The sequence below is a fragment of the Achromobacter sp. CSND-B12 genome, assembly GCF_052906545.1.
The window spans coordinates 5,970,268-5,986,295 of sequence record NZ_JBREGJ010000001.1; the positions used below are offsets into that span (position 1 = coordinate 5,970,268).

Here is a 16,028-nt window from a genome sequence, read left to right on the forward strand (position 1 = left end):
CAGGCGGGGCAAGGCGCTTCGTCGTGGCGGCCGTCTGGGTTTATCGCGGCAGCGTGGCAGCAAGGCGCGCGGGGCACATGCCCGGCACGTCGGAGTAGTGCGGCAGTGATCGGCCGGCCCGGTTAAAATTCTGTTCATCCCGCAGGTGCGGGAAATCGCGCGCAACACCACCCAGGGTGTCAGCCACAGGCTGATGCAGGTGCGGCGCAAGAAATCAACCCTTGGAGAAAGTTATGTCTTTGATGCGCGAAATGCTGGAAGCGGGTGTCCACTTCGGTCACCAGACCCGCTACTGGAACCCCAAGATGGCCCCCTTCATCTTCGGCCATCGCAACAAGATTCACATCATCAACCTGGAAAAGACGGTTGATAAGTACCAGGAAGCCACCAAGTTCGTGAAGCAGCTGGCTGCTCGCGGTGGCAACATCCTGTTCGTCGGCACCAAGCGCGCCGCCCGCGAGCTGGTCGCCGCCGAAGCCGCCCGTTGCGGCATGCCTTTCGTCGACGCCCGCTGGCTCGGCGGCATGCTGACCAACTTCAAGACGGTCAAGACCTCGGTCAAGCGCTTGAAGGACATGGAAGCCGTGGTCGCCGAAGGCGGCGCCGAGCGCATGATCAAGAAGGAAGGCCTGCTGTTCCAGCGCGAACTGGAAAAGCTGAACAAGTCGATCGGCGGCATCAAGGACATGAACGGCCTGCCCGATGCCATGTTCGTGATCGACGTCGGCTACCACAAGATCGCCATCGCCGAAGCCAAGACCCTGGGCATCCCCGTGGTCGCCGTGGTTGACACCAACCACTCGCCCGAAGGCATCGATTACGTGATCCCCGGCAACGACGACTCGGCCAAGGCCATCGCGCTGTACGCCAAGGGCATCGCCGACGCCGTGCTGGAAGGCCGCGAACAGAACCTGAACGGTCTGGTCGAGGAAATCGGTGAAGGCCAGGAAGAGTTCGTCGAAGTGCAGGACAACCAGGCCTAAAGCCTGCTGTCATGTCCGGCGGTTAGTGTCTGGGGGCGGTCGCGGAAAGCGGCGTGCCCCCGCCTCGCCGGCAGTGCGAAGGCGGACTCCCGCCTTCCTCATCCGCTGCTTGCGGACGTCTCATCGAATCACACCAATGCCCCGGCCCGCCGGGGCATGTCTTAGCAAAATTTGGAGCTAACATGGCTGAAATTACCGCCGCCCTGGTCAAGGAACTGCGCGAAAAGACCGATGCGCCCATGATGGAGTGCAAGAAGGCCCTGACGGAAGCCGAAGGCGACCTGGCCCGCGCCGAGGAAATCCTGCGCGTCAAGCTGGGCAACAAGGCCAGCAAGGCTGCCGCCCGCGTCACCGCCGAAGGCCTGATCGGCCTGTTCATCTCGGCCGACGCCAAGCAAGGCGCCGTCATCGAAGTGAACTGCGAAACCGACTTCGTGGCCAAGAACGACGACTTCGTCGCCTTCGTCAACAAGCTGGCCGAGCTGGTCGCCACCCAGAACCCCGCCGACGTGGCCGCCCTGTCGGCGCTGCCCTACGGCGACGGCACCATCGAATCGACCCGTACCGCCCTGATCGGCAAGATCGGCGAAAACATCTCGATCCGCCGCTTCGAGCGCATCCAGACCCCGAACGCCCTGGCCAGCTACGTGCACGGCGGCAAGATCGGCGTGCTGGTGGAATACGCCGGTGCCGAGGAAGTGGGCAAGGACCTGGCGATGCACATCGCCGCGACCAAGCCGAAGGCCCTGAACGCCGACGGCGTGAACCCGGCCGACATCGCCGCCGAACGCTCGGTCGCCGAGCAGAAGGCCGCCGAATCGGGCAAGCCGGCTGAAATCGTCGCCAAGATGGTCGAAGGCTCGGTGCAGAAGTTCCTGAAGGAAGTGACGCTGCTGTCGCAACCGTTCGTCAAGGACGACAAGAACACCGTCGAACAGATGCTCAAGGCCAAGGGCGCCTCGATCAGCAAGTTCGTGCTGTTCGTCGTCGGCGAAGGTATCGAGAAGAAGACCAGCGACTTCGCCGCTGAGGTTGCCGCCGCCGCCGCCGGCCGCGCCTGATCTCAGGGTAGTGCTTAGAGGCCGGCGCTAGATTATTCTAGTCCGGCCTATTTCTTGTCTTAAACTTTCGTCGGATTGTTCTTCGGGATATCACCTATGAGCAGCAGATCATACAAACGGGTTCTTCTCAAACTTTCCGGCGAGGCGCTGATGGGCGACGATGCATTCGGCATCAATCGCGCCACCATCGTCCGCATGACCGATGAGATCGCCGAAGTCGCCGCCACCGGCGTCGAGCTGGCCATCGTCATCGGCGGTGGCAACATCTTCCGTGGCGTCGCCCCGGGTGCGCAGGGCATGGACCGCGCCACCGCCGACTACATGGGCATGATGGCCACCATCATGAACGCGCTTGCCCTGCAGGACGCGCTCAAGCACAAGGGTATCGACACCCGCGTGCAATCGGCCCTGAACATCGACCAGGTCGTCGAACCGTACATCCGCCCCAAGGCCCTGCGTTATCTCGAAGAAGGCAAGGTCGTCATCTTCGCCGCGGGCACCGGCAACCCCTTCTTCACGACCGACACCGCGGCCGCCCTGCGTGGCGCCGAGATCGGCGCGGAGATCGTGCTGAAGGCCACCAAGGTCGACGGCATCTACAGCGCGGATCCCAACAAGGATCCTTCCGCCACGCGCTATGCGCGCATCAGCTTCGACGAGGCCATCGTCCGTCGCCTGGAAGTCATGGACGCCACGGCGTTCGCCCTGTGCCGCGACCAGAAGCTGCCGATCAAGGTGTTTTCGATCAATAAGTCGGGCGCGCTCAAGCGCGTCGTCAGCGGCGAAGACGAAGGCACGTTGGTACACGTTTAAAGAAAAGGAAAATCCATGAGCGTCGCAGAAATCCGCAAATCCGCCGAAGCCAGGATGGCCAAGTCGCTTGACACGCTCAAGACCAACCTGGCCAAGATCCGCACGGGCCGCGCCCACACCGGCATCCTGGACCACGTGCAGGTCGAGTACTACGGTTCGCCCGTGCCGATCAGCCAGGTCGGCAACGTGAACCTGATCGACGCGCGCACCATCAGCGTCCAGCCCTACGAAAAGAGCATGGCCGCCGCGATCGAGAAGGCCATCCGCGAATCGGACCTGGGCCTGAACCCGATGTCCATGGGCGACAGCATCCGCGTGCCGATGCCGGCCCTGACCGAAGAGCGCCGCCGCGACCTGACCAAGGTCGTGCGCAGCGAGGGCGAGGACGCCAAGGTGGCCGTGCGCAACCTGCGTCGCGAAGCCAACGAAGGGCTGAAGAAGCTGGTCAAGGACAAGGAAATCTCCGAGGACGACGAGCGTCGCGCGCAGGATGATGTCCAGAAGCTGACGGACCGCAGCGTGGCCGACATCGACAAGATGGTCACGCAAAAAGAAGCGGAAATCATGACCGTATAATCCTTGCAGTGCCGGGCAGGGGCGGCTAGCCACGCCCGGCGCCAGGATTGCTGCCTTCGCGCGCCGTCCCATCCATTGCCTCGCAGCTCGCTGGCGCAGCAGTGGATCGACGGCGCGGATTTTTCCCGTATTCCCTGTTTTACGCCGGTCGACGGCGCTCCCCAGACCCATGGCAACCAGTTCTACCCAGGCGGTTCCCGCTACCCGCGATATCCCGGAGCACGTGGCCATCATCATGGATGGCAACGGTCGCTGGGCGACGCGGCGATTGCTGCCGCGCACGGCGGGCCATGCCAAGGGCGTGCAGGCGGTGCGGCGCGTGGTCGAGGCCTGCGGTCGCGCCGGGGTGCGTTACCTGACGCTGTTCGCCTTCAGTTCCGAGAACTGGCGCCGGCCCGCCGAGGAAGTGTCGCTGCTGATGCGCCTGTTCGTGCAGGCGCTGGAGCGCGAGGTCGGCAAGCTGGAAGAGCAGGGGGTGCGGTTGCACGTCATCGGCGACCTGTCGGCCTTCGAGCCGCGCCTGCAGGAACTGATCTTCGCGGCCCAGGCCCGCACCGCCCACAATGACCGCCTGCACCTGACGGTGGCTGCCAACTACGGCGGCCGCTGGGACATCCTGCAGGCCACCCGCGCCATGCTGGCGGCCGAGCCGGCCCTCGCGACGCAGCCCCAGCTGGTCGACGAAGAGCGGCTGGCGCGGCACCTGTCCATGTCCTGGGCCCCCGAGCCCGATCTGTTCATCCGCACCGGCGGCGAGCAGCGCATTTCCAATTTCCTGATCTGGCAGATGGCGTACGCCGAGTTCTATTTCACCGACCGCTACTGGCCCGACTTCGGCGCCGACGAGTTGCGCGAGGCATTCGACTGGTACCGCACGCGCGAGCGCCGTTTCGGCCGCACCAGCGCACAGCTCGCCGCAAGCGGCGACAAATAACGGCTTGCCGCCAGCCGCGCGGCGCGCGGCGGCCCTGAGCCGACCTCGAGGAGACCGTCACATGTTGGGTCAGCGTATCGTTACCGCCGTCATCCTGCTCGCCATCCTGGCGGCGGCGATGATGAGTGCCAATCCCTGGTGGTTCGTGGCGCTGCTCGCGCTGGCCGCGGCCTGCGCCAATTGGGAGTGGCTGCGCCTGACGTTGCCGCAGCCGCCGTCGCCGCTGATCGCCGCCGGTATCCCGGTCCTGTTGTTCGCGGCCATGTTGGCACTGACGTCGGCCTGGCTCTCGGGCGGACGCGAAGGCGTCACCGACCCCGCCTGGGTCCTGCGCTACGCGGCGCCGCTGGTTGCCGCGGTATGGCTGCTGGGCGCCACCGCCGCGGTGATGCGCGGCCGTTCCGACGCGGCGCCGGCCAGCCTGGCCTGGTCGCTGTTTTCCGTGCCGGCCGCCTTCACGGCCTGGGCGGTGCTGGCGCAGATGTTCATGACCCATGGCGCCGGCTTCGTGGTGTCGCTGCTGGCGCTGGTCTGGGTGGCCGACATCGCCGCTTATTTTGCCGGCCGCGCGTTCGGCAAGCGTAAACTGGCGCCGCGGGTCAGCCCCGGCAAGACAGTGGCGGGCGCGGTGGCCGGCGTATTGGGCGCGGTGATCTGGATCGGCCTGTCCAGTCTGTGGGACGGCACCTATGGCCACGCCCTGGTCGCGCGCTGGAGCTTCTGGCTGGCCCTGCCGATCGCCGCCTTGCTGGGAGTGCTGTCGATCATCGGCGACCTGTTCGAGTCCCTGCTCAAGCGCCGCGCCGGCCGCAAGGATTCCAGCGCGCTGCTGCCCGGCCATGGCGGGGTCTATGACCGGATCGACGCGATCCTCCCGGTTGCGCCGCTCGCATTCATTTTGTCTGGAGTGTTGTTTTGACGGCTTTTCAACGCGTCGTGGTGCTGGGGTCGACCGGTTCGATCGGCGAAAGCACGCTGGATGTCATCGCCCGCCACCCGGATCGCCTGGCGGTGTACGCGCTGTCCGCCTACAGCCGCATGCAGCGGCTGGCCGAACAGGCGCTGGCCAGTCGTGCGGCGGTGGTGGTGGTGCCGGATACCGAGGCGCGTGCCAGGTTCATGGCGGCCTGGCCCGCCGGTGAAACCCCGCCGGAAATCCGCGTGGGCGCGCAAGCGCTGGCCGACACGGCCGCGGATCCGCAGTGTGATTCGGTGATGGCGGCGATCGTCGGCGCCGCCGGCCTGCCGGCCGCGTTGGCGGCCGCCCGCAAGGGCAAGCGCGTGTTGCTGGCCAATAAAGAAGCGCTGGTGGCGGCGGGCTCGCTGTTCATGCAGGCAATACGCGACAACGGCGCCGAATTGCTGCCGATCGACAGCGAACATAACGCCATTTTCCAATGCATGCCGCACGGCGGACGCGCCGGTGCGCCCGCTGCCCCCGCGCCGGGCGTGCGCCGCCTGCTGCTGACCGCGTCCGGCGGTCCGTTCCGTGGCCGTGACCTGGAGGACCTGCATGAGGTCACGCCGGCGCAGGCCTGCGCCCATCCCAACTGGAGCATGGGCCGCAAGATCTCGGTCGATTCCGCCACCATGCTGAACAAGGGACTGGAAGTGATCGAGGCGCACTGGCTGTTCGCCATGCCGCCGGACCGTATCGAGGTCGTGGTGCATCCGCAGAGCGTGGTGCACTCGATGGTCGAATACGACGACGGGTCGGTCCTGGCGCAGCTGGGCCAGCCCGACATGCGCACGCCGATTGCCTACGGGTTGGGTTTTCCCGAACGCCTGAACAGCGGCGTGGGGCCACTGGACCTGACGCGCCTGGGGCGGCTGGATTTCGAAAAACCGGACCTGGCGCGGTTCCCGTGCCTGGCTCTGTCGTTCGAGGCGCTGCGGGCCGGGCAGGCCGCCTGCATTGCGCTGAACGCGGCCAACGAAGTGGCGGTGGAGGCGTTCCTGGGAGGGCGGCTGGCCTACACCTGGATTGCGCGCGTCATCGAGGCGACCCTGGAGTGGCAGGGGGGGCAATCATCTGTTACGCTCAACAGTCTTGACGATGTGCTGGCGCTGGATGCCGCCGCGCGCGCCTATGCCGGCAATCTGGGCCTGGCGTAACCGCGCTCGATTGCGTATCAGCGCTCCGGCCCGCCTCGTCCCTGATTCCTGGATTTCCTGACCCCGATGCTTTTCACCCTGCTGGCCTTTGCCGTCGCGCTTGGCTCCCTGATCATTTTCCATGAGTTGGGGCATTACTGGGTGGCGCGCCTTTGCGGCGTGAAGGTGCTGAGGTTTTCGGTGGGCTTTGGCAAGGTCGTCCTGCGCCGCACCGACCGTCACGGCACCGAATGGGCCCTGTCGGCCCTGCCGCTGGGCGGCTACGTCAAGATGCAGGACGATGCCCCGGCCGGCGCCACCGCCGAACAAGCCGCGGGCGCCTTCAACAACAAGCCGGTCGGCAAGCGTATCGCCATCGTGGCGGCCGGTCCGATTTTCAATCTCATCCTCGCGGTCTTCCTTTATGCCGGCCTGAACATGGCGGGCACCGAGGAGCCGGTGGCCGTGATCGCGCCGCCCGCGGCCGATACGCCCGCCGCGCGCGCCGGCCTGGTCGCTGGCGATCGCATCCTGGCCATCGATGGCCAGGAAGTGGCGTCGTGGTCCGATGCCCGCTGGCGCCTGATGGACGTGATGGCCACGGGCGGCCGCGCGCTGGTCGAGGTCGGCACGCCGGGCGGCTCCGCGCAGCAGCGCGAGCTGATCCTGCCGGCCAATGCCATGGATCCGGCTGGCGGCGATCCGCTGGCGGCCGCCGGCATCCGCCTGGCCCAGCCCAAGCCCGCCGTGCGCGTCGTCAACGACGGCGGCGAAGGGCAGGCGGCCGGCCTGCGCCAGGGCGACCTGATCCTGGCCGTCGACGGCCAGCCCACCCCCGACACCGGCGCGCTGGTCAAGCAGATCCAGGAAAGCGCCGGCAAGTCCCTGGCGCTGACCCTGGCGCGCGACGGCGCCCAGATCTCGATCAACGTCACGCCGCGCGCCGAAACGGTCAACGGCCAGGTCATCGGCCGCCTCGGCGTCCAGCTGGGCGGCGACGTGCCCATGGTGACCGTGCGCTACGGGGTGTTCGACAGCCTCTGGCGCGGGGCGGTCCGTACCTGGGACACGGCACTGTTTTCGTTGCGCATGATGGGCCGGATGGTGACGGGCGACGTTTCCTGGCGCAATGTCAGCGGTCCGGTGACCATCGCCGATTACGCCGGCCAGACGGCCCGGATCGGTATTGTTGCGTACATCGCCTATATCGCGTTGATCAGTATCAGCCTGGGCGTACTAAATTTGCTGCCCATTCCTATGCTGGACGGGGGGCATCTGCTGTACTATCTCGTCGAAATTGTGCGGGGCAGTCCACCGCCCGCACGGTGGATCGATATCGGACAGCGCGCAGGCATTGGTTTATTGGCAAGCCTGATGGGGCTTGCGTTGTTCAATGATTTCACGCGCCTGTTTACTTAAGCGCCAATTAGCATAAAATCCCCCGCCATTTGCACGACCGAGGATACTCAAGGATGTCTTTTCGCCGGATGTTTCATCACAAAAAGGGTGTACTGCCGGGCGTAGTGCCGAGTCTGATCGCCGCATTGCTGCTGCCAGGCATGGCTCACGCCTTCGACCCTTTTGTCGTGCGGGATATCCGCGTAGAGGGGATCCAGCGCACCGACGCCGGCACCGTCTTCGGTTATCTGCCGGTCAAGGTGGGCGAGAAATTCACCGAGGAAGAAGCCACCGAGGCGATCCGCCGCCTGTATGGCACCGGCTTTTTCACCGACGTGCAGATCCAGACCGACAATAATGTCGTGGTCGTGGTGGTGCAGGAACGTCCGACGATCGCATCCGTGAATTTCAACGGCATGCGCGAATTCGATTCCAAGGCCATTACCAAATCGCTGGGGCAGGTTGGGTTTGCCGAAGGCCGTATTTTCGACCGCTCGATGCTCGAGCGTGCCGAATACGAACTCAAGCAGCAATACCTGTCCAAGGGCAAGTATGGCGTGGAAGTGACCTCCACCGTCACGCCGCTGCCGCGCAACCGCGTCGGCGTCAGCTTCGACGTGTTCGAAGGGTCAGTCGCTCGCATCCAGGAAATCCGCTTCGTCGGCAACAAGGCCTTCTCCGAAAGCGACCTGCTCGACGAATTCAAGCTGACCACGCCGGGCTGGCTCACCTGGTACACCGATACCGACAAGTATTCGCGCGAAAAGCTCGAGGGCGATCTCGAACGCCTGCGTTCGTTCTACCTCGACCGCGGCTACCTCGAATTCACCGTCGAGCCGCCGCAGGTCACGATCTCGCCGGACCGCAAGGACATCCGCATCACCATCACTGTCCATGAAGGCGAGCCGTACAAGGTGCGCAGCGTCAAGCTGGCCGGCAACCTGATCGGCCTGGACAAGGAAATCAACGACCTGGTCAAGATCAAGCCGGACGAAACCTTCTCGGCGGCCAAGGCCAACGATTCGGCCAAGGCGATCACCGACTACCTGGGCGAACTGGGCTACGCGTTCGCCAACGTCAACCCGAACCCGCAACTGGACCGCGCCAAGCACGAGGCCGACCTGACGTTCTACGTCGACCCGAGCCGCCGCGTGTACGTGCGCCGCATCCAGATCGGTGGCAACACCCGCACGCGCGACGAAGTCGTGCGCCGCGAAATGCGCCAGCAGGAAGCCGCCTGGTACGACGCCAAGGACATCAAGACCTCGCGCGACCGCGTCGACCGCCTGGGCTACTTCAGCGACGTCAACGTCAAGACCGATCCGGTGCCGGGTTCGCCCGACCAGGTCGACGTCAACGTCGACGTGAAGGAAAAGCCCACCGGCATGATCAACCTGGGTGTGGGTTACGGTTCGTCCGAAAAAGCGATCCTGTCGGCCGGCATCAGCGAAGACAACGTGTTCGGCAGCGGCACCAACCTGACGCTGCAGTTGAACACCAGCAAGACCAACCGCGCGATCGTGCTGTCGCACACCGATCCGTATTGGACCAAGGACGGCATCAGCCGCACCACGTCCGCCTATTACCGCGTGACCGAGCCCTGGAACAACAACGACGGCGACTACCGCGTCAAGTCGATGGGCCTGGGCATGAACTTCGGCGTGCCGATCTCGGAATACGACCGGATCTTCCTGGGCGCCAACATCGAGCGCAACCAGATCGACCTGTTCTCGAACTCGCCGCTCGCCTATCGCAATTTTGTCGACCAGTACGGCGACGCGACCAACTCGGTGATCTTCACCGCCGGCTGGTCCAACGACACCCGCGACAGCGGGCTGGCCCCGACCAAGGGTTCGTACACCCGCCTGAAGAGCGACTTCTCGACGGTCGACCTGAAGTACTACATGCTCACGGGCCAACAGCAGTACTTCATCCCCTTGGGCAACTCGTACACCCTGGCGCTGAACGGCATGGTCGATTGGGGCCAGAGCTACGGCGGCAAGGACTACCCGATCATCAAGGACGTGTACGCCGGCGGCATCGGCACGGTGCGCGGCTACGAGGGTTCGTCGCTGGGTCCGCGCGACTCGGTCACGGGCGACTACCTGGGCGGTTCGCGCCGTATCGTGGCCAACGCCCAGCTGTACCTGCCGTTCCCGGGCGCATCCAAGGATCGCACGCTACGCTGGTTCATCTTCAGCGACGCGGGCCAGGTCAGCGCCGGCAGCGGCCTGTCGTGCACCAAGGGCAAGCCGGGCAGCGAGGTCGAGGATCCCTGCGGCTGGCGTTTCTCGGCCGGTATCGGCCTGTCGTGGCAGTCGCCGATGGGGCCGCTGCAGCTGTCGTATGCCCGTCCTCTCAATTCCAAGGCGGGCGACGACAAGCAGAGCTTCCAGTTCCAGATCGGGACCGGGTTCTGATCGGCGTTACGCTTGAAAACAAGGGAGGGGCCCGCCGGCCCGGCCCTTTTGCCGTTTAGTGGCACAATACACACTTTGGCTTTGCCTTACTGGAAGGTGAGATTTTCATGATGTCTGACTTCGCACTTAAATCATCGAATTCGCCGCGCGCCACGCGCCGTGGCAAGCTGGGCGGCTCCATTGCCCTGGTGGGTGCGCTCATTCTCGGTTCCGTTGCGGCGGTGCCCGCTCAGGCTCAGAACACCAAGATCGGCTTCGTCAATACCGAGCGGATCCTGCGTGAGTCCGGTCCGGCCAAGACGGCGCAAAGCAAGATCGAAGCCGAATTCAAGAAGCGCGACGACGAGCTGCAGCGCCTGAACACCAGCCTGCGTTCGCAAGCCGAAAAGTTCGACAAGGACGCGCCGGTGCTGTCGGAATCCGACCGCGTCAAGCGCCAGCGTGAACTGTCCAACCTGGATACGGACCTGCAGCGCAAGCGCCGTGAATTCCAGGAAGACTTCAACCGCCGCCGCAACGAAGAGTTTTCCAGCATCGTGACGAAGGCCAACGAGGCCATCAAGCGCATCGCCGAGCAGGAAAACTACGACCTGATCATCCAGGACGCCGTGACGGTCAACCCGCGCATCGACATCACCGACAAGGTGATCCAGAGCCTGGGCAAGTAAGCTGCAGTCGCCGTATGCCGGTTCTACTGGATCTTGCCCGCGCGCCGACGCTTGAAGCGCTGTTGAGCGCCGCCAATACCCAGGGCATGGACTGGCGCATCAGCGCGCCGGCCGGCGCCGATCCCTTGCGGGTCCGCGGCATCGGCACGCTGGCGTCGGCCAGCGGCCAGGAAATCAGTTTCCTGGCCAATCCCAAGTACCAGAGCCAGCTTGCCGCCACTCAGGCGGGAGCGGTGATCGTCTCGGCCGATGTGGCCGAGACGCTGGAGGCCGCCGGCGCCGACCGGCCGCGTTTCGCGCTGGTCGTGTGCAAGCATCCCTATCTGCTGTACGCCCGGGTGGCGCAGTGGTTCGACGCCGCGCGGCGTCCGGCCCTGCCAGCCGCCACGCACCCCTCGGCGGTGGTCGCGGCTGACGCGCACATCGAGGACGACGTGCGTATCGGTCCGAATTGTGTCATCGAGTCGGGAGCGCGGATCGGCCGCGGCAGCGTGCTGGGCGCAGGCTGCGTGATTGGCGCCGGATCGTCGATCGGTCCCGACAGCCGCCTGCATGCCCACGTCACGTTGTACGAGGGCGTCAAGGTCGGCGCCCGCGCCATCATCCACAGTGGCGTGGTGCTGGGCGCGGACGGTTTCGGCTTCGCGCCGGACCCGTCGCTGGGGCAGGGCGCCTGGGGCAAGATCCCGCAGCTGGGCGGGGTGTCGGTGGGGGACGACGTCGAAATCGGCGCCAACACCACCATCGACCGCGGCGCGCTCGAAGACACCACGGTGGCCGACGGCGTCAAGCTCGACAACCAGATCATGGTGGGTCACAACGTGCGCATTGGCAAGTACACCGCGATCGCGGCTTGCGTGGGCGTTGCCGGATCCACCACGATCGGCGAGCGTTGCACCATTGGTGGCGCCGCCATGCTCTCGGGGCACCTGACCCTGGCCGATGACGTGCATATATCAGGCGGCACCGCGGTGACGTCGAATATTTCCAAACCTGGACGCTATACCGGGGTGTACCCGTATGCGGATCACGGTGAATGGCAGCGCAACGCCGCCGTGATACAACAGTTGGCGCAGTTGCGCCGCCGCGTGCGGACGCTGGAAAAAGACTAGGGCGCATCCTCGCTGCCCTGGGCGCGTCCGGCGCCGCAAGATTTATCTCATTTCGCAGGAATTCACAGAAAAATGGAACTCGACATCAAGGGGATCATGGAGAGGCTGCCGCATCGTTACCCGATGCTGCTGATTGATCGCGTCGTCGAAATGGTGCCTGGCAAGTCCATCGTCGCCATCAAGAATGTCTCGATCAATGAACCGTTTTTCAACGGCCACTTTCCCCACCACCCGGTGATGCCGGGCGTGCTCATCGTGGAAGCCATGGCGCAGGCCTCGGCGCTGTTCTCGTTCACCGACGAAAACGGCGGCCTGAAGTGCGAAGGCGCCAAGACGGCGTACTACCTGGTGGGCATCGACGGCGCGCGTTTCCGCCGTCCCGTGGTGCCGGGCGACCAGTTGCGCATCGAAGTCGAAGCCGAACGCCTGAGCCGCAGCATCTGTAAATACCAAGCGCGCGCCACCGTGGACGGTCAGGAAGTGGCGTCGGCCAAGCTCATGTGCGCGATCCGCAGCCTGGAAGAGTAAATGGCAGGAAACATCCATCCTACCGCCGTCGTCGATCCGGCGGCGAAAATCGACCCCAGCGTGGTCATCGGCGCCTTTTGCGTCGTGGGACCCGACGTGACGATCGGCGCCGGCACCGAGCTTGGCCCGTATTGCATGGTCGATGGCGTGACCACCATCGGGCGCGACAACCGGTTCTACCGGTATTGCTCGATCGGCGGGATGCCGCAGGACAAGAAGTACAAGGGCGAGCCGACCCGGCTGATCATCGGCGACCGCAACACGGTGCGCGAATTCGTCACGCTGAACACCGGCACGGTGCAGGATGGCGGCGCCACCACGCTGGGCGATGACAATTGGATCATGGCCTACGTGCACATCGCGCACGATTGCCACGTTGGCAACAACACCATCCTGGCCAACTCCGTGCAACTGGGCGGCCACGTCCATGTGGGCGACTGGGCCATCGTCGGCGGCCTGACCGGCGTGCACCAGTTCTCGCGCATCGGCGCGCACAGCATGACCGGCGGCAACAGCTCGCTGATGCAGGACACGCCGCCGTTCGTGCTGGCCGCAGGCAATCCCTGCCGTCCGGTGGGTGTCAACGTCGAAGGCCTCAAGCGCCGCGGCTTCACGCCGGCGCAGGTGTCGGCGCTGCGCGACGCCTACAAGATCATCTACCGCCGCGGCTTGCCGCTGGATACGGCCCGCGCCGAACTGCGCGCCCGCCAGCAGGCCGAGCCCGAAGTCGCCGAGCACCTGCAGACGCTGCTGGATTTCCTCGACGTCGCTTCGCGCGGCATCATCCGTCCATGAACATGCGGATCGGCATGGTGGCCGGCGAGCCCTCGGGCGATCTGCTGGCCGGCCGCATCATTGCCGGTCTGCAGGAACGCGCCCCGGGCGTCCTGTGCGAAGGCATCGGCGGCCCGCAGATGCAGGCCCGCGATTTCGATACCTGGCATCCGATGCATGCGCTGACGGTGTTCGGCTACGTCGACGCGCTCAAGCGCCTGCCCAGCCTGCTGCGCACCTACCGCGACGTATCGCGGCGCTGGCTGGCCGAACCGCCGTCGGTATTCGTCGGCATCGACGCGCCTGATTTCAACCTGCGTTTGGAACACCAACTGCGCCAGGCCGGCACGCCCACCGTGCATTTCGTCGGACCGTCGATCTGGGCATGGCGCTACGACCGCATCCACAAGATCCGCGATTCGGTGTCGCACATGCTGGTGCTGTTCCCGTTCGAGGAAGAGATCTACCGCAAGGAAGGCATTCCGGTCACCTATGTCGGCCATCCGCTGGCCGGCGCGGTGCCGATGCAGCCGGACCGCGCGGCGGCGCGCGCGCGGCTGGGCATCGATCAGGACGCGCGCGTGCTGGCGATCCTGCCGGGTAGCCGTTCGTCCGAGATTCGCCTGCTGGCGCCGCGCTTCCTGCAGGCCGCGCAGATGCTGCAGAAGCGCGATCCGGCGCTGCAATGCGTGGTGCCGATGGTCAATGACCAGCGCCGTGCCGAATTCCAGGCGATCCTGGCCAAGTATCCCGTGCCGGGGTTGCGCTGCGTGACCGCGCAGGACCTGCATGGCGAAGGCGGCGAACGCCAGGCCCCGGTGGCGTGGTCGGTGATGGAAGCCAGCACCGCGGTGCTGGTGGCCAGCGGTACCGCCACCCTCGAGACGGCGCTGTACAAGCGCCCCATGGTGATCTCGTATGTGCTGTCGCCGCTGATGCGGCGCATCATGGCGTGGAAATCGGGGCAGGAACGGCCCTACCTGCCGTGGGTCGGCCTGCCCAACGTGCTGCTGCGCGATTTCGCGGTGCCGGAACTGTTGCAGGACGACGCCACGCCGGAAAAGCTGGCCGAAGCCACCTGGACGGCGTTGACCGACGAGGCCCTGGCGGCCCGCATCGAAGCCCGCTTCACGGCGCTGCACCAGGAACTGCTGCGTGATACGCCGGCGCTGGCGGCCCAGGCGATCCTGGAGGTGGCGGGTGGAGCAGCCTGACCTGTTTGCCGCGCCGGCCCAGCCGGCCCTGGTGACGGCCGGTGTCGACGAGGCGGGCCGCGGTCCCCTGGCCGGCGCCGTGTATGCCGCCGCGGTGATCCTGGATCCGGCCCGGCCCATCGATGGACTGGCCGATTCCAAGGTGCTCAAGGCCGCCACCCGCGAGGCGTTGGCGCTGGAGATCCAGGCGCACGCGCTGGCCTGGTGCGTGGCCAGCGCCAGCGTGGCCGAGATCGACAGCCTGAACATCCTGCGCGCCACGCTGCTGGCCATGCGCCGCGCGGTCGAGGGCCTTTCGCTGGCGCCCCAGCTGGCGCTGGTGGATGGCAACCAGGCGCCCAAGCTGGGCTGCACGGTGCAGACCGTGATCAAGGGCGACGCCCTGGTGCCCGCCATTTCGGCCGCCTCCATCCTGGCCAAGACCGCGCGCGACGCCGACCTGCTGCGCCTGCATTCGCTGTATCCACAGTACGCGTTCGACCAGCACAAGGGCTACGGCACCGCCTTGCACCTGCAGATGCTGCGCGAACACGGCCCCTGCGCCGAGCACCGCCGCAGTTTCGCGCCCATCAAGGCCTTCGGCCTGGTCCCATGAAACACATCAGTTCCCGCGACAATCCCGCGGTCAAGGCGCTGGTCAAGCTTGCCGGCACCGCCGGCAAGCGCGGCGCGCCCGTGCTGCTGGACGGCGTGCACCTGTGCCAGGCCTGGCTGCAGCATCATGGCGCGCCGGACCAGGCCATCTTCGATATCGACCGCCTGTCGCAGCCCGATATCGCGGCGCTGGCGGCCGCCGTGCCGGACGCCCGCTGCCTGGCGCTGGACGCGCGCCTGATGCAGGCGCTGGCCAGTGTCGAAAGCGGGCAGGGCGTTGCCTTCGTGGTGACGCCGCCGCCCTTGTCCCTGCCCGCCGCGGTGGACGAGAATTGCGTGCTGTTCGATCGCATCCAGGATCCCGGCAATGTCGGCACCTTGCTGCGCACCTGCGCCGCGGCCGGCATCAAACGCGTGTTCCTGGCCACCGGCACCGCGGCCGCCTGGTCGCCCAAGGTGCTGCGCAGCGGCCAGGGGGCGCATTTCGCGCTGGCGATCCACGAGCACGTGGACCTGTCGGCCCTGCTGCCCGCGCTGGGGGTGCCGCTGGTGGCAACCGCCCTGGAAGGCGCGCAGGACCTCTATGCGGGACGCCTGCCCGCGCGCTGCGCCTGGGTCTTCGGCCATGAGGGCCAGGGCGTCGCCGCCGAGTTGCTGGCGGCGGCGCGGCTCAAGCTGCGCATTCCCCATGACATGGCCGCGGTCGAGTCGCTGAATGTCGGCGCCGCCGCCGCCATCTGCCTGTTCGAGCAGCGCCGCCAGGCGCTCGCAGACGCGGCCCGCTGATTCTGCATTGGTGCGTGTCTGACCCGCCAGGCGGGCGCCGGGCCGGCATATACTCGACGCTTTGCCGCTCCCT

General features: G+C 66.0%; 16 protein-coding genes. All 16 read left to right on the forward strand.

Translation table 11 applies throughout. The annotated features are described in order from the left end of the window. Positions 1–233 precede the first annotated feature (233 nt). The 16 genes from rpsB to ACUTAG_RS28085 all read left to right on the forward strand — a co-directional run bounded on the left by rpsB (position 234) and on the right by ACUTAG_RS28085 (position 15,955). Positions 234–983 (forward strand): 30S ribosomal protein S2, encoded by a 750-nt coding sequence (gene rpsB, locus ACUTAG_RS28010; protein ID WP_006385201.1) that lies wholly within the window; start codon positions 234–236, stop codon positions 981–983. Between the two features lie 182 nt (positions 984–1,165). Beyond that, on the forward strand, positions 1,166–2,044 hold the full coding sequence (gene tsf / locus ACUTAG_RS28015) for a translation elongation factor Ts (RefSeq protein WP_006385200.1): 879 nt from the start codon (positions 1,166–1,168) through the stop codon (positions 2,042–2,044). 96 nt (positions 2,045–2,140) lie between these two features. Continuing rightward, positions 2,141–2,857, forward strand: coding sequence for a UMP kinase (gene pyrH, locus ACUTAG_RS28020; protein ID WP_006394495.1), 717 nt, complete (start codon positions 2,141–2,143; stop codon positions 2,855–2,857). A 15-nt stretch (positions 2,858–2,872) separates the two neighbouring features. Further along, positions 2,873–3,433: a ribosome recycling factor gene (gene frr, locus ACUTAG_RS28025; protein WP_006385198.1), complete on the forward strand. Its 561-nt coding sequence runs from the start codon at positions 2,873–2,875 to the stop codon at positions 3,431–3,433. 169 nt (positions 3,434–3,602) lie between these two features. After that, positions 3,603–4,367: a polyprenyl diphosphate synthase gene (gene uppS, locus ACUTAG_RS28030; protein WP_026384626.1), complete on the forward strand. Its 765-nt coding sequence runs from the start codon at positions 3,603–3,605 to the stop codon at positions 4,365–4,367. Between the two features lie 61 nt (positions 4,368–4,428). Next, positions 4,429–5,286: a phosphatidate cytidylyltransferase gene (locus ACUTAG_RS28035; RefSeq protein ID WP_020927371.1), complete on the forward strand. Its 858-nt coding sequence runs from the start codon at positions 4,429–4,431 to the stop codon at positions 5,284–5,286. Continuing rightward, positions 5,283–6,482, forward strand: coding sequence for a 1-deoxy-D-xylulose-5-phosphate reductoisomerase (locus ACUTAG_RS28040; protein WP_054484470.1), 1,200 nt, complete (start codon positions 5,283–5,285; stop codon positions 6,480–6,482). Before ACUTAG_RS28035 ends, ACUTAG_RS28040 begins: the two co-directional genes overlap by 4 nt. A 66-nt stretch (positions 6,483–6,548) precedes the next feature. After that, the gene (gene rseP / locus ACUTAG_RS28045; RefSeq protein WP_020927373.1) at positions 6,549–7,880 is read left to right on the forward strand and encodes an RIP metalloprotease RseP; all 1,332 of its coding nucleotides are present in this window, start codon (positions 6,549–6,551) and stop codon (positions 7,878–7,880) included. Positions 7,881–7,933: 53 nt separating this feature from the next. Beyond that, positions 7,934–10,279 (forward strand): outer membrane protein assembly factor BamA, encoded by a 2,346-nt coding sequence (bamA, locus tag ACUTAG_RS28050; protein ID WP_026384629.1) that lies wholly within the window; start codon positions 7,934–7,936, stop codon positions 10,277–10,279. A gap of 107 nt (positions 10,280–10,386) precedes the next feature. Then, positions 10,387–10,947 (forward strand): OmpH family outer membrane protein, encoded by a 561-nt coding sequence (locus ACUTAG_RS28055; RefSeq protein WP_020927375.1) that lies wholly within the window; start codon positions 10,387–10,389, stop codon positions 10,945–10,947. Between the two features lie 14 nt (positions 10,948–10,961). Next, positions 10,962–12,059: a UDP-3-O-(3-hydroxymyristoyl)glucosamine N-acyltransferase gene (gene lpxD, locus ACUTAG_RS28060; protein ID WP_020927376.1), complete on the forward strand. Its 1,098-nt coding sequence runs from the start codon at positions 10,962–10,964 to the stop codon at positions 12,057–12,059. A gap of 72 nt (positions 12,060–12,131) precedes the next feature. Continuing rightward, positions 12,132–12,587 (forward strand): 3-hydroxyacyl-ACP dehydratase FabZ, encoded by a 456-nt coding sequence (fabZ, locus tag ACUTAG_RS28065; protein ID WP_006385190.1) that lies wholly within the window; start codon positions 12,132–12,134, stop codon positions 12,585–12,587. After that, the gene (gene lpxA, locus ACUTAG_RS28070; protein WP_026384630.1) at positions 12,588–13,382 is read left to right on the forward strand and encodes an acyl-ACP--UDP-N-acetylglucosamine O-acyltransferase; all 795 of its coding nucleotides are present in this window, start codon (positions 12,588–12,590) and stop codon (positions 13,380–13,382) included. Continuing rightward, the gene (gene lpxB, locus ACUTAG_RS28075) at positions 13,379–14,575 is read left to right on the forward strand and encodes a lipid-A-disaccharide synthase (RefSeq protein ID WP_006385188.1); all 1,197 of its coding nucleotides are present in this window, start codon (positions 13,379–13,381) and stop codon (positions 14,573–14,575) included. The genes lpxA and lpxB overlap by 4 nt, the downstream gene beginning before the upstream one ends. After that, on the forward strand, positions 14,562–15,170 hold the full coding sequence (gene rnhB / locus ACUTAG_RS28080) for a ribonuclease HII (RefSeq protein ID WP_006385187.1): 609 nt from the start codon (positions 14,562–14,564) through the stop codon (positions 15,168–15,170). The genes lpxB and rnhB overlap by 14 nt, the downstream gene beginning before the upstream one ends. Next, on the forward strand, positions 15,167–15,955 hold the full coding sequence (locus ACUTAG_RS28085; protein WP_148319271.1) for a TrmH family RNA methyltransferase: 789 nt from the start codon (positions 15,167–15,169) through the stop codon (positions 15,953–15,955). The genes rnhB and ACUTAG_RS28085 overlap by 4 nt, the downstream gene beginning before the upstream one ends. The last annotated feature ends 73 nt before the right edge of the window (positions 15,956–16,028 follow it).

Excerpts from the sequence above, each read along its gene's own strand:
- fabZ (WP_006385190.1), top strand. The coding sequence starts at position 12,132 with ATGGAACTCGACATCAAGGGGATCATGGAGAGGCTGCCGCATCGTTAC.
- frr (WP_006385198.1), top strand. The coding sequence starts at position 2,873 with ATGAGCGTCGCAGAAATCCGCAAATCCGCCGAAGCCAGGATGGCCAAG.
- uppS (WP_026384626.1), top strand. The coding sequence starts at position 3,603 with ATGGCAACCAGTTCTACCCAGGCGGTTCCCGCTACCCGCGATATCCCG.
- rpsB (WP_006385201.1), top strand. The coding sequence starts at position 234 with ATGTCTTTGATGCGCGAAATGCTGGAAGCGGGTGTCCACTTCGGTCAC.
- lpxA (WP_026384630.1), top strand. The coding sequence starts at position 12,588 with ATGGCAGGAAACATCCATCCTACCGCCGTCGTCGATCCGGCGGCGAAA.
- rseP (WP_020927373.1), top strand. The coding sequence starts at position 6,549 with ATGCTTTTCACCCTGCTGGCCTTTGCCGTCGCGCTTGGCTCCCTGATC.
- ACUTAG_RS28035 (WP_020927371.1), top strand. The coding sequence starts at position 4,429 with ATGTTGGGTCAGCGTATCGTTACCGCCGTCATCCTGCTCGCCATCCTG.
- bamA (WP_026384629.1), top strand. The coding sequence starts at position 7,934 with ATGTCTTTTCGCCGGATGTTTCATCACAAAAAGGGTGTACTGCCGGGC.
- ACUTAG_RS28085 (WP_148319271.1), top strand. The coding sequence starts at position 15,167 with ATGAAACACATCAGTTCCCGCGACAATCCCGCGGTCAAGGCGCTGGTC.
- lpxB (WP_006385188.1), top strand. The coding sequence starts at position 13,379 with ATGAACATGCGGATCGGCATGGTGGCCGGCGAGCCCTCGGGCGATCTG.
- ACUTAG_RS28055 (WP_020927375.1), top strand. The coding sequence starts at position 10,387 with ATGATGTCTGACTTCGCACTTAAATCATCGAATTCGCCGCGCGCCACG.
- pyrH (WP_006394495.1), top strand. The coding sequence starts at position 2,141 with ATGAGCAGCAGATCATACAAACGGGTTCTTCTCAAACTTTCCGGCGAG.
- tsf (WP_006385200.1), top strand. The coding sequence starts at position 1,166 with ATGGCTGAAATTACCGCCGCCCTGGTCAAGGAACTGCGCGAAAAGACC.
- lpxD (WP_020927376.1), top strand. The coding sequence starts at position 10,962 with ATGCCGGTTCTACTGGATCTTGCCCGCGCGCCGACGCTTGAAGCGCTG.